Consider the following 12,948-nt stretch of genomic DNA (forward strand, 5'->3'; position numbering starts at 1 on the left):
GATATTTGTGGCAATATTCATCACTAACGGAAATTTTTATGTCAAATATAGTTCGCATCATTCTTGCCAGCTTGTTACTTATCGGAACGGTGGTACTCTTTTGGTTTGGACACTGGGGCTTTGGTATTCTAGGTATTCTCCTCAGTATTCTTGCATGGGTAACGGTGTTCTTTAATGAGAACATGCTATTGGCGCAATGGTTCTTGCGCAAAGAGAACATGCCGAAAGCGGAGCAGTGGCTTCGTAAGATTACAAATTACGAAAAGCAGTTGATTTCTGCCCAGCATGGCTATTACCACATGCTATTGGGTATCTTGGAATCACAGCGCGCACCACTACAATCCGAGAAGTTCTTCAAGAAAGCCCTTGCTTTGGGTTTACATATGGATCATAATGTTGCCTTGGCAAAATTGAGCCTTGCGGGCGTCGCCATGGCGAAACGAAACAAGCGAGAAGCCGAAAAATTACTGTCGGAAGCTAAAAAAGCAGACAAAAACAAATTATTGGCCGATCAGATCAAGATGATGAAAGATCAAATGTCGATGATGGATAAGCAGCAATTCCGCTACTCTCGATAAGGTAGTTGTTTTATAATTACGGAGTCAATAACCATCAATTTATCTCGCATAAATAACACAAGAGGTTGATCTACAGATCAACCTCTTGTGTTATAAACTTACCTTCTTCTGTGCTGTCTTCAAAGACTAGCAGCAGCTTTTTGGGCTTTTCCTGCTTCCAATCCGCGTACTTGATGGTTACGGGCACCGGCACATTCTCTTCAAATAGGTAGTGCAAATAATTTTGCCTATCCTTAATATTGATTAATATCCTTCCCATTTTTAAAGAGGTAAAAAGATGCTTTTTGCCGCTCGCGTCAAGCACCTGCGTCGCGTAAGTATTCAGCTTGAATTCCCTTTGATCCATGTGGTAGGAAATCAAAAATAAATCTATCGACAAGGTATCATTATCAGGATCAAGATGCACTGCTTTGACATCGACTTGTATATCGTCCAACACATTACCCCTAACCTCTTCTTGCGCGTGTAGTAAGCCGCACGACAGCCATGCAAACATGGCTAAAAACAACCGAATGCTCTTCATGGTTATTATCTTAATCGATCTGCGGACTTAATTAATTTATCATCCTTGCGGATGCCACTGATGGCCATCGCAAGAAAAATAATAGATACAGGCAAAAGAAAGAAGCCTACGCCAATATTTCCTGCTTTCAGGCTTTGCGATATGGCATCAAGAACGGCATTTGCCGACATAAACATCCACAATCCCAACAAGACGATCAAAAGGATCTCTATCCCAACAAAAAGCAACTGTCTTTTCCTATTTTTAAACAGGAAAATAATAACAACAGGGAAAAGGGAAACTATACCCGCTAGAATAGCTTGAGGAATTGCGGTGCTTTCCCGACTCATTTCGTTGTTCACGGAAGAGTATATCCCGGTTACGAATATCTGTTTGCCAAGGCCAACCAAATCGATAAAACTGACATATGGAAAAATAAATAGGCCGAGCAACGTTATTGCTGCTGCCAATAGCCAAAGGCTCTGTACGCGTTGAATCATAGTTCTGTTTTAAACTGAAGAACAAATATACTATAAACAATAAAATAACCAATTTGATTGCATGTATGTAATAATTAAGATTCAAGTGGCGGACTGTGGTAATGGAATTGTTAGATTCTGTATTAGGCCAAGGAGCTTAAGGTACTTTTAGCTACCTTTGCTCCGTGGAAAACATCATGCAACGTTATTTTTTGGAAATCGCTTACGACGGCACCTCTTACCATGGCTGGCAAGTGCAGCATAATGCGGTGTCGGTGCAGCAGCGCGTCAATGAGGCGTTAGCCAAAATTTTGCGTTCCCCCGTGGAAACGGTCGGCGCAGGACGTACCGATACAGGTGTACATGCCAAACAATTGTATGTACATGTTGATGTCGAAGCCGGGCAGATTCCAAATGCAGATCGCTTTTTGCACGCCTTGAACGCGCTACTGCCTTTTGACATTGCAGCGCGTAGGCTACTCCCTGTACAGCAAGATGCACACGCTCGTTTTGACGCGGTGGAACGCTCCTATGAGTACCACATACATTTCGACAAGGATCCATTCTCCATCAACAAGTCGTGGCAGTTGCGAGACTATCCAGATGTGCAACGCATGAACGAGGCTGCTGCATTCCTACTGGGTAAACAAGATTTCGGATGCTTTTCCAAGAGCAATACGCAAGTGTTCACCAATATTTGTACGGTAACGCGTGCAGAATGGGTCGACGTTCAAGGGCGATTGATCTTTCACGTTACGGCAGATCGCTTTCTGCGCAATATGGTGCGTGCCATTGTGGGCACTCTGCTGGATATTGGACTGAAGAATAAAAAAGCTTCTTCCATTCTTGACGTTATCCAAAGCCAAGACCGCGCAAAAGCGGGCACATCCGTACCTGCGCATGGTCTTTATTTAACAAAAGTTATTTATCCTTACATTAGTACTGAATCTTGAGCGAGCAAAAAATATCGGGTAAAACCTACGACAGCAAATTGCTGAAACGCATGTCCCAGTACATGCGCCCCTACCAGGGTATATTTTGGGCATCGGTCATCTTGACCATCTTGTTGGCTGCCGTAGCGCCGGCACTGCCTATGCTTATCGAATATACATTGGACAACTATATTTTGAAATCCGATGCTTCGGGCTTGGGCATGATGCTGATCGCCATGCTGGTTTTATTGGTTGGCCAAACTGTTATACGTTACTACCATACCTTGGCCACGAACGTGCTGGGACAAAATGTGATTCGCGATATCCGTATTCAGGTGTTTAACCACATTACCCAACTGCGACTAAAATATTTCGACAATACGCCTTTAGGCAAATTGATCACCCGTACGATCTCCGATTTGGAGACCATATCCAATATTTTTTCCCAAGGACTGATACAGATCATCGGCGATCTCCTGCAATTGGTGGTTATCCTAGGCGTCATGTTCTACACAGACTGGACACTGACGCTCATCGTGCTGGTTCCTATGCCGCTAATGGTCTGGGCCACCTACATTTTTAAAGAGTCGATGAAATCGGCTTTTGTCGATGTACGCACTTGGGTATCCAATCTAAACACCTTCCTGCAGGAACACATCAGCGGTATGGCGATCATACAGTATTTTTCTCGCGAGCGGCAGGAAATGCGGAAATTCGACAACATCAATCAAAAACACCGAGACGCACATATCCGTGCGAACTGGTATTTTTCGATCTTTTTCCCTGTTTTGGAAATTATACTTGCCATAGCAACGGGGCTTTTGGTATGGTATGGATCAAAACAGATCTTGTCCAACGACATCTCGCCTGGCGTCGTCGTGGCTTTCCTTATGTACATCAATATGATTTTCCGACCTATTCGCGAATTGATCGATAAATTCAACACCTTACAAATGGGTATGGTATCGGCAGAGCGCATTTTCGATGTGTTGGACACACATGAATTTACCCCCAATGAAGGAACCTACAGTCCGAAACACATTGAGGGGCGTATTGCATTCCAAGATGTTTGGTTTGCCTACAACGATGAAAAATGGGTACTTAAGGATGTGAACTTTGTCGTTCAGCCGGGCGAAACACTGGCACTAGTGGGCGCTACCGGAGCAGGTAAATCATCCACTATTAATATCTTAAGCCGTTTTTATGAAATCCAGAAAGGTAGCATCCTGTTGGATGACAAGGATATACGCAGCTATGAGCTGAGTTACCTCAGAAACCACATTGCTACGGTATTGCAAGATGTTTTTTTATTTGCTGACAGCATCTTCAACAATATCACCTTGCACAATCCATCGATAAGTCGTGAAGAGGTTATTGATGCCGCAAAAAAAGTAGGTGCCTACGACTTTATCATGCGCCTCCCTGGAGGCTTCGACTATCAAGTACAGGAACGTGGCGCCACGCTGTCCTCTGGGCAAGCGCAGCTTATTTCCTTTATCCGCGCACTTGTGCACGATCCCACGATCCTGATCCTCGATGAGGCTACTTCTTCTATCGATACCGAAACCGAGCTATTGATTCAAACGGCTATCGATAATATGATGCAAGGGCGTACCGCCATCGTGATTGCACACCGCTTGTCGACGATACAAAAGGCCGATAAGATTATTGTCTTCGATAAGGGCGAAATAAAAGAAATGGGTACACATAGTGAGCTCTTGGCGATAGACGGATACTACAAAAAATTATACGATCTTCAGTTTAACTCCCTTAGCATATAAAAAAGGCATGACACAGATCTGTATTGTTACCAATAAGCAATCTGTGTCATGCGCTTCAATTTGTGCCTAGCTAACCTATCGATTATCGGGGAACTATTACAGGTCACTAGGACTTGATATCTTTAATTCGGATGAATCATCTCGTGAATCTGTCGCATGTAGAATCCTTCGTTCATGGATTTTGTAAAATCGATCCATTCATCGTGCGTGAACGTAAAGACGATCTCCCGTACAGGAGTATTTAAAACCACTCTTGCCACGCCATCCGGAAAACGGAAATATTCTTCGACACCCATTTTTTCTTTAATGACCTCCCAAAAACTCCGGTATTGCTCGGCATCAAACGTCAACAGGAAAGTTTGGTGCCAGATGTAGCAATTTCTACAGTGTTGGCAGTAGCTCACCGTCGTTGTTCCGTTCGAACTTAAAATGATGGATTGACACATTGTTATTTTTATTTAGAACAAATATAAATAACAATGCTTAAAATGCAAACTTTAGCATCAAAAAAGGCTACACTTTTTGGTGTAGCCTCTGTTATTTAACATTTTTTAATTCAATCCACGTTTCTTCATCAAGTAATCGGGATTTGGATCCTTACCGCGGAAGGTGCGATACATCTCTGCCGGATTACCCGTCCCCCCTCTTTCCAATATATTACGACGGAATGCATTTGCTGTACCCTGGTCATACAATGACTTTTCTTTGAAGGCTGCAAAAGCATCCGAATCCAACACTTCCGACCAGATATACGCGTAGTAACCGGCGGAGTATCCACCCGAAAAGATATGCTGAAAATAGGTGCTACGGTAGCGTGGAATAATGGCATCAATCAAACCGATCTTTTTCATAGCCGCCGTTTCAAAGGCATTAGCATCGGCTGGAATAGGTGTCGTTGCAGCATGGTAATCCAAATCCAGTAAAGATGCTGCTACATATTCCACCGTAGCGAAACCTTGATCGAAAGTTCCTGCTTTCTCCATCTTCGCAATTAAGGAATCTGGGATAGCTTCTTTTGTTTTGTAATGGCGTGCGTAAGACTTCAACACCTCCGGATCAGCCGCCCAATTTTCCATAATCTGAGACGGTAACTCGACGAAGTCGCGAGGAACAGATGTTCCTGCCAAGCTCTTGTATTTTACGTTGGAAAGTAATCCATGCAAGGCATGTCCAAACTCATGAAACAACGTTGTAGCTTCATCAAACGTCAACAATGCAGGTTCGTCACCGACCGGCTTGGTGAAGTTGCAGACGATAGAAATCACCGGTGCGACACGTTTTCCATCTTTAGTTCCTTGCGAGCGGAAAGATGTCATCCAAGCACCGCCACGTTTAGATTCCCGAGGGAAGAAATCTGCATACAGCAGTCCTAAGTGCGAACCATCTTTATCTTTAACCTCATAAACTTCAACCTCAGGGTGATAGGTCGGCACGTTGTTCAAAGCAATGAATGTCAAGCCATAGAGCTTATTAGCCGTGGAAAAAGCGCCTTCGCGCACCGCTCCAAGACTAAAGTAAGGCTTGATCTGCGCTTCGTCCAGCGCGAATCTAGATTTGCGGATCTTCTCTTGGTAATAACGCCAATCGTAGGGTGCAACAGTAAATGTATCCTTGGCAGCAATAATTTCCTTTTGAATATCCGCGGCTTCGGTTTTGGCTTTTGCCAATGCCGGTGTCCAGATCTTGTTCAACAATGCGTAAACATTGGCTGGATTCTCGGCCATGGATTCCTCAAGCACATAGGCCGCATGTGACGAATATCCGAGCAACTTCGCTTTTTCCAAACGCAAGTTAGCGATGGAAACTAGCGCTTTCTTATTATCGTTGTTATTGCCATTGTTGCCTCGCTTTTGGTAAGCCTCCCAGATCTTCTTACGCAAATCACGGTTATCGGCATATTGCAAAAAAGGCATGACGGAAGGATTTTGCAAGGTGAACAACCACTTCCCTTCTTTTCCTTTCGCTTTAGCGGCATCGGCAGCAGCCGTTTTTAAATCTGCAGGTAAGCCTGCAAGATCAGCCTCTTTCTCAACCACGAGCTCGAAAGCATTCGTTTCAGCCAATAAATTTTGGCTATATTCAGTTGTCAAGACAGAAAGCTGTGCATTTATTTTTTTGAGCTTCTCCTTATCCTTAGCAGAAAGATTAGCCCCGGAGCGGATAAAGCCTTTATAAGTTTCGTCCAATAGCTTGGCGCCCTCAGCATCCAGATTCCATGTATCTTTTTTCTCAAAAACCGTTTTTACTTTCGCAAAAAGCTTCTCATTGAGCGATATCTCGTCGGCATGGGCCGCAAATACCGGCGCTAAGTCCTTATCAATAGCCTGTATGGAATCATTGGTATGCGCACTGTTGAGATTGCGAAAAACCGTAGACACATTATTCAATAAGCTACCTGCATTTTCCAATGCAACGATAGTATTTTCAAAGGTAGGTTCTTCCGTATTGTTCACGATAGAATCGATCTCCAAGTTGTGCTGCTCCAATGCTACTTTGAAAGCAGGACGGAAATGTTCGTTTTTGATTTTGTCAAAAGGAGGAACTTGAAATGGTGTATCGTAAGCTAATAATAATGGATTATCTGTTTGCTGGGTGTTATCTTGATCTTGGCAGCTCACTACAATCGTTGCCAACACCAAACAATAAGGTAAGAATCGCTTTCTACTCATTACTTTTATTTAAAATTTCTTGCAAAGATAAGGATTAATAGCCTGTAATAACAAAACTTGCCGAGAATCTATAGAACCGTTACAGGGAAAGCATCTGAAATAGGAGCTTGGCGCTATTTTTGAATATCCTATATAGAGACCACAGGCAAAAGGCATGTGGTTGGAAACATTAAATTAACGAGATATGATCGGAATAGTAGGAGGTGTCGGCGCACTTGCTGGACTCGACATCGCAACGAAAATAATAGAAGAAACAAAAGTAAGCAACGAGCGAGAACATCTGCCTTTGCTACTGCATGCGCATGCACAACGCATCAGCGATCCGGCAGCATATTTAATAGGCAGGGAAAACGAAAACCCAGCTAAGGCCATTGCACAAACCATATGTGAATTGGAAACTGCTGGAGCCACTATCGTGGCTGTACCATCCCATGCCGCGCATGCATCACGTATTTTTGATTTGATACGTGAAGAGCTTGAACATCATGGTAGTCAAGTAAAACTTCTACATATGATTGAGGAAACGGCTCTATATATACAGCGTAAGCATGGGCATCAGGCAGTGGCGGTGTTAAGCAGCCTAGGCACGAAAAACAATGGTCTTTACCAGCATGCGTTAACACAGCATGGGTTGCAAGCGCTGGAACCCGACCAAGCTTTGCAGGATAAGATTCAAGAAGCGATCTACGATCCGACTTATGGTATTCAGGCGGTGTCAGCACCGGTCAGCAACCGGGCGCGTAGCGAAATCATTAAAGTAATTGCTGAGCTCAAAAAGAAAGGCGCTCAATCGATCGTGTTTGGCGATGCGGATTTTGCACTTGCTATCCCTGAAAAAGAGAGTGATGGTTTACCCATCGTCGATCCAAACAGGGTGCTGGCACGTGCGTTGATTGCTGCCTATGACGAATCGAAGCTACGCTCGGAGGAAGTGCTGGCCAACGCCTAGGCTCAACAATGCGGCGTTTATCCAGAAAAAAGTGTCTTCCACCAAGGTTTCCGGATAGCCACATATAGTTGCCCATCTTCTTCCTTGAGCGGATAAGTGGGAATAAAATTTCCTTGTCCTACATCGCCCTTTCCTGTTTGCAAGTCGAACTTATGGCGATGAAAAGGACAAACGATGTTATTCCCCTCACACCATCCTTGTGAAAGATCTGCCCCTGCATGCGGACAACGGTTGCCGACAGCCTGCCACTTGCCCTGAGAACGGACAAGGCAAATCGTTTTGCCGGCAACTTTAATCTTTTTTATTTCCGCATCGGCAGTTGGTAGTATGGGAATCACATGCCATTCAAGCTTTTCCATACCTAAATATAAGGAGATTTTGCATATCGAGCCATCCTATAAAAAAGAAACGGGCTTTCGAAAAATCGAAAGCCCGCTTTACTTATCTTGATGCCTTTATTCCTTATTGGAATTTCTTTGCATTGATTTTTCTATCACCTTCAGATAGGTAGATCTTACGCAAACGCATAGATTGTGGCGTTACTTCGATATACTCATCTGCTTGGATGTACTCCATACATTCTTCCAACGAAAACTTGATTGCTGGTGCAATACGGGTGTTATCATCAGAACCTGAAGCACGCATATTGGTCAACTGCTTACCTTTAGTGATGTTGATTGTTAAGTCGTTATCGCGGATGTGTTCACCCAAGATTTGTCCTTCGTAAATATCCACACCTGGATCAACGAAGAAACGACCACGGTCTTGCAATTTATCAATCGAATAAGCAGTGGTAGAACCTGTATCCAAAGAGATCAATACACCCGCCAAACGACCAGGGATTGTACCTTTCCAAGGCTCGTAACCTTTCAAGCGGTGTGCCATAACAGCCTCACCTGCAGTAGCTGTCAACACGTTGTTACGCAAGCCAATGATACCACGTGAAGGGATGGAAAACTCTAAGTGTTGCATTTCACCTTTTGATTCCATGATCAACAACTCACCTTTACGCTGAGTCACCAATTCGATCACTTTACCCGATACATCACCCGGTACATCCACTACCAATTCCTCGATAGGCTCACATTTGACACCATCGATTTCTTTAACGATTACCTGTGGCTGACCTACTTGTAGCTCGTAACCTTCGCGACGCATTGTCTCGATCAATACGGACAAGTGAAGAATACCACGGCCGTATACTAACCAAGCGTCTGGCGAATCCGTAGGAACGACGCGTAGCGCTAAGTTTTTCTCTAGTTCTTTTTGCAAACGATCGTAGATATGGCGAGAAGTTACAAATTTACCTTCTTTACCAAAGAACGGTGAATTGTTGATCGTGAACAACATATTCATCGTAGGCTCATCGATGTGCATTACTTCCAGTTGCTCTGGGTTTTCAAAATCGGCGATAGTATCACCAATTTCGAAGCCGTCAATACCAACAACTGCACAAATATCACCCGCATGAACCTCTGATACCTTGATACGACCTAAACCTTCGAAAACCTGTAGTTCTTTTACGCGTGATTTTACGATCTTACCGTCACGCTTAACCAAAGAAACCGGTTGGTTTTCTTTGATTACACCACGTGCCACACGACCGATAGCGATACGACCAACGAAAGTAGAATAATCTAGTGACGTTACTTGCATTTGTAACGTACCTTCAGATATCTTAGGAGCAGGGATATGCTCAAGAATTGCATCCAATAAGTCCGTGAAATCAGTCGTTGGTTTTTTCCAATCTGTCGACATCCATCCTTGTTTTGATGAACCGTATAATACTGGGAAATCTAACTGCTCTTCGGTAGCGCCAAGGTTGAAGAAAAGATCGAATACATTTTCGTACACTTCTTCTGGACGGCAGTTTTCCTTATCTACTTTGTTTACAACAACGATTGGCTTGATGCCCAATCCCAATGCTTTACCCGTTACGAAACGAGTCTGCGGCATTGGACCTTCAAAAGCATCCACCAATAGCACCACACCATCAGCCATTTTCAATACACGCTCTACCTCTCCACCAAAATCGGCGTGACCAGGGGTATCAATAATATTGATCTTGACATCCTTGTATTTTACCGATACGTTTTTGGAAACGATGGTGATACCACGCTCACGCTCCAAGTCGTTATTATCTAAAATAAGCTCACCCGCATTCTCGTTTTCACGGAACTGATTGGTGAAATATAAAATTTTATCAACGAGGGTAGTTTTACCGTGGTCAACGTGTGCGATAATCGCAATATTTCTGATGTTTTGCATTGAGCGATACTGTATTATAAAAAATTCGAGGTGCAAAGATAATTATTTTGCACCTCAATTTTTTATTTTTTATATTATTATTTTATTACGTTTAATTCCTTACCCACTTTCGTAAAGGCGGCAATGGCCTTATCGAGATGTTCCTTTTCGTGTCCCGCGGATATTTGCACCCGTATTCGGGCTTTTCCCTGTGGCACAACGGGATAGTAAAATCCGATCACATAAATTCCTTCATCGAGCATTTTAGCGGCGAATTCCTGAGCCAATTTCGCATCATAGAGCATTACAGGAACGATAGGATGAAACCCTGGCTTGATATCGAATCCGGCTTCGGTCATTTTCTCGCGGAAATAAGTTGTGTTGGTTTCCAGTTTATCACGGAGTGCAGTGGTTTCGCTCAACATATCCAATACAGCTACCGATGCTCCTGCAATGGCCGGTGCTAAGGTGTTGGAAAACAAGTAGGGGCGTGAGCGCTGACGCAGCATATCAATAATTTCTTTGCGTCCCGACGTAAAACCGCCGGAAGCACCGCCTAAGGCTTTGCCCAAGGTTCCGGTGATGATGTCTACACGTTCGATTACGTCAAACAACTCGTGTGTGCCACGGCCAGTTTTGCCAATGAAGCCCGAGCAATGCGATTCATCGATCATAACCAACGCTTCGTACTTATCAGCAAGATCACAGATCTTATCCAAGGGTGCTACAGAACCATCCATGGAAAAAGCACCATCCGTGACGATAATTCGGTGACGCGCTCCGGCTGCTGCTTTTAGCTGCTCTTCGAGATCAACCATATCGCAATTTTTATAACGGAAGCGTTGTGCTTTACAAAGGCGCGCCCCGTCGATAATGGAGGCGTGGTTGAGTTCATCCGAGATAATAGCATCTTCAGCACCTAACAGCGGTTCAAAAACACCTCCATTGGCATCAAAAGCGGCAGCATACAGAATGGTATCTTCGGTCCCCAAAAAGCTGGAAATTTTGGCTTCCAATTCTTTGTGTACATCCTGGGTACCACAAATAAAGCGTACGGATGACATGCCATAACCGTGGCTATCTATTGCTTTCTTTGCAGCTTCTACTACTGTGGGGTGTGAGGACAATCCTAAATAGTTGTTGGCGCAAAAATTAATAACCTCTTGCCCAGAGTCTACCTTAATATCAGCTCCCTGAGGCGTCACGATAATGCGCTCTTGCTTGTACAAACCTGCTTCTTTAATGGCTGCAAGTTCTTTTTCTAATGCCGGTTTTAACGTTTTAAACATGATAATTCGAAAGTAAAAATTCAAAAGTAAAAAGTAAAAACAAAACAGCTTTTACCGAATCCATGCGATCTATGAAAACTCCTATTAAAGCCCCCTCTTCGCACAGCGACCTACCTACTATCAACGAAGCACTTAGATCTTACTCCATGCGAAGATAAGGCAATATTTTAAATGTACACTAAGAAATCGATTGCACAAATTTACTCATAGCGCAACGCCTCTACGGGGTCGAGCTTGGACGCCTTGGAAGCTGGATAATAGCCGGAAAGTATGCCAACGACTATACAGACGGAAATACCAAGTCCCATCCACTGCCAAGGGATGATAAAATCTGCCCCAAGGGCGAGTGCTAACAAATTGCCGATCGACATACCCAATATAATGCCTGCAAGCCCGCCTAACAAACATATCACGATGGCTTCCATCAAAAACTGCTTACGAATCACGTTGGGGGTAGCACCGATAGCTTTGCGCACACCGATCTCTCGTGTACGTTCTGTTACGGATACGAGCATGATGTTCATCAAGCCAATGGATGCTCCCAAGAGCGTGATAAATGCAATAATAATCGCCCCCATGGTTACATAGCTCAGGTTCTGCATGAGGATCTGTGCAACAGCGTCGGATTTTATGATTTCAAAGTCGTTCGCTTGCTTTGCATTTAACCCCCTAATTTTACGAAAGGTAGCAACAGCCTCACCTTCCGCGGCATCCATTTTAAACGGATCGCCGGACATTACGGTAATTATAAAAGAGGGATTCCCTCGTGCCATCATAGCACGCCCGCGCGACAAAGGGACAAAGCAAGCCTTGTCTGCCCCAAAACCAGCGCTGGAGCCTTTACTCTCCAAGACGCCAATCACGGTAAAGCGATCGCCTCCTAAGGTAATATATTCACCCAATGGATTTTTGTTGTTTTTGAAGAGCTTATCTTTAACTTCCTTGCCAATGATAACCACGCCGTTAGCATTTTCTACATCTTGGCTGGTCAAATTACGACCATCTTCTAGTTTGTAACCTGAAGTTTGCAAGTAATTTTCATCGGCGCCGAGCACCCCTATATTCGGATTTGTCTTCTCTGTTTTATATTTGGCCGTTGCACCCCAAGTAACGTTGGCACTTACGGAAACCAACGCGCTAAAATCAAAATTCCTTTTGAAATCCAGGGCATCTTGATAAGTAATGGACGGAAATACTTTTGCTTGACTCCCACCATCGCCAATACGAACATTGACACCTCGGTTACGGATATTAAAAGAATTGGATCCCATCGAGGAGAAGGAGTTGGTCAATGAACTCTGAATGGCATCAATGGAAGTAAGAACGCCGATTAAAGCCATAATTCCGATGGCGATAATCAGGGCTGTGAGGAATGTGCGCAACTTGTTGCTTACAATAGACTGTAAGGCCAACTTTACGTTCTCCCGATAAGACATGTTAACCGACATGGTAAGTTCTTTCTACCAAAATACGGGAAAAAGTTAACATCAAGAAAGCAAAAGGCAAAATTTAGGGCCACCGG

General features: G+C 43.9%; 12 protein-coding genes. 4 read left to right on the forward strand and 8 right to left on the reverse strand.

Annotated features, from left to right (window positions below):
• Positions 1-38 precede the first annotated feature (38 nt).
• Positions 39-578, forward strand: a complete 540-nt coding sequence (locus SCB77_RS10375) for a tetratricopeptide repeat protein (RefSeq protein ID WP_320186364.1) — start codon at positions 39-41, stop codon at positions 576-578.
• A gap of 70 nt (positions 579-648) precedes the next feature.
• Here the strand turns inward: SCB77_RS10375 and SCB77_RS10380 are convergent, their stop codons facing one another.
• Complete coding sequence (locus SCB77_RS10380; protein ID WP_320186365.1) at positions 649-1,101, reverse strand: hypothetical protein; 453 nt, start codon at positions 1,099-1,101, stop codon at positions 649-651.
• 5 nt (positions 1,102-1,106) lie between these two features.
• Positions 1,107-1,580 (reverse strand): DUF4293 domain-containing protein, encoded by a 474-nt coding sequence (locus SCB77_RS10385; protein ID WP_320186366.1) that lies wholly within the window; start codon positions 1,578-1,580, stop codon positions 1,107-1,109.
• A gap of 176 nt (positions 1,581-1,756) precedes the next feature.
• On the opposite strand from SCB77_RS10385, the gene truA reads away from it, so the two are divergent.
• Together truA and SCB77_RS10395 are read left to right on the forward strand one after the other, a co-directional pair.
• Entirely contained in the window at positions 1,757-2,512 is a 756-nt protein-coding gene (truA, locus tag SCB77_RS10390) for a tRNA pseudouridine(38-40) synthase TruA (RefSeq protein WP_320186367.1), read from the forward strand.
• Positions 2,509-4,272: an ABC transporter ATP-binding protein gene (locus SCB77_RS10395; RefSeq protein WP_320186368.1), complete on the forward strand. Its 1,764-nt coding sequence runs from the start codon at positions 2,509-2,511 to the stop codon at positions 4,270-4,272. Before truA ends, SCB77_RS10395 begins: the two co-directional genes overlap by 4 nt.
• A gap of 122 nt (positions 4,273-4,394) precedes the next feature.
• Here the strand turns inward: SCB77_RS10395 and SCB77_RS10400 are convergent, their stop codons facing one another.
• Together SCB77_RS10400 and SCB77_RS10405 are read right to left on the reverse strand one after the other, a co-directional pair.
• Positions 4,395-4,718 (reverse strand): hypothetical protein, encoded by a 324-nt coding sequence (locus tag SCB77_RS10400; RefSeq protein ID WP_320186369.1) that lies wholly within the window; start codon positions 4,716-4,718, stop codon positions 4,395-4,397.
• A 105-nt stretch (positions 4,719-4,823) separates the two neighbouring features.
• Positions 4,824-6,941, reverse strand: a complete 2,118-nt coding sequence (locus SCB77_RS10405) for a M3 family metallopeptidase (protein ID WP_320186370.1) — start codon at positions 6,939-6,941, stop codon at positions 4,824-4,826.
• A 184-nt stretch (positions 6,942-7,125) separates the two neighbouring features.
• Between SCB77_RS10405 and SCB77_RS10410 the strand changes: the two genes are divergently transcribed.
• A complete protein-coding gene (locus SCB77_RS10410) occupies positions 7,126-7,890 on the forward strand; it encodes an aspartate/glutamate racemase family protein (protein WP_320186371.1) in 765 nt (254 codons plus the stop codon).
• A 17-nt stretch (positions 7,891-7,907) separates the two neighbouring features.
• Here SCB77_RS10410 and SCB77_RS10415 read toward each other — a convergent pair whose 3' ends face one another.
• The 4 genes from SCB77_RS10415 to SCB77_RS10430 form a co-directional block, all read right to left on the reverse strand.
• A complete protein-coding gene (locus tag SCB77_RS10415) occupies positions 7,908-8,249 on the reverse strand; it encodes a Rieske (2Fe-2S) protein (RefSeq protein WP_320186372.1) in 342 nt (113 codons plus the stop codon).
• A gap of 103 nt (positions 8,250-8,352) precedes the next feature.
• On the reverse strand, positions 8,353-10,158 hold the full coding sequence (gene typA, locus SCB77_RS10420; protein WP_320186373.1) for a translational GTPase TypA: 1,806 nt from the start codon (positions 10,156-10,158) through the stop codon (positions 8,353-8,355).
• Positions 10,159-10,235: 77 nt separating this feature from the next.
• A complete protein-coding gene (gene kbl, locus SCB77_RS10425) occupies positions 10,236-11,426 on the reverse strand; it encodes a glycine C-acetyltransferase (protein WP_320186374.1) in 1,191 nt (396 codons plus the stop codon).
• 200 nt (positions 11,427-11,626) lie between these two features.
• Complete coding sequence (locus SCB77_RS10430) at positions 11,627-12,874, reverse strand: ABC transporter permease (RefSeq protein WP_320186375.1); 1,248 nt, start codon at positions 12,872-12,874, stop codon at positions 11,627-11,629.
• Positions 12,875-12,948: the final 74 nt, after the last annotated feature.

Origin of the sequence: Sphingobacterium bambusae, assembly GCF_033955345.1 — a bacterium.
GTDB lineage: Bacteria > Bacteroidota > Bacteroidia > Sphingobacteriales > Sphingobacteriaceae > Sphingobacterium > Sphingobacterium bambusae.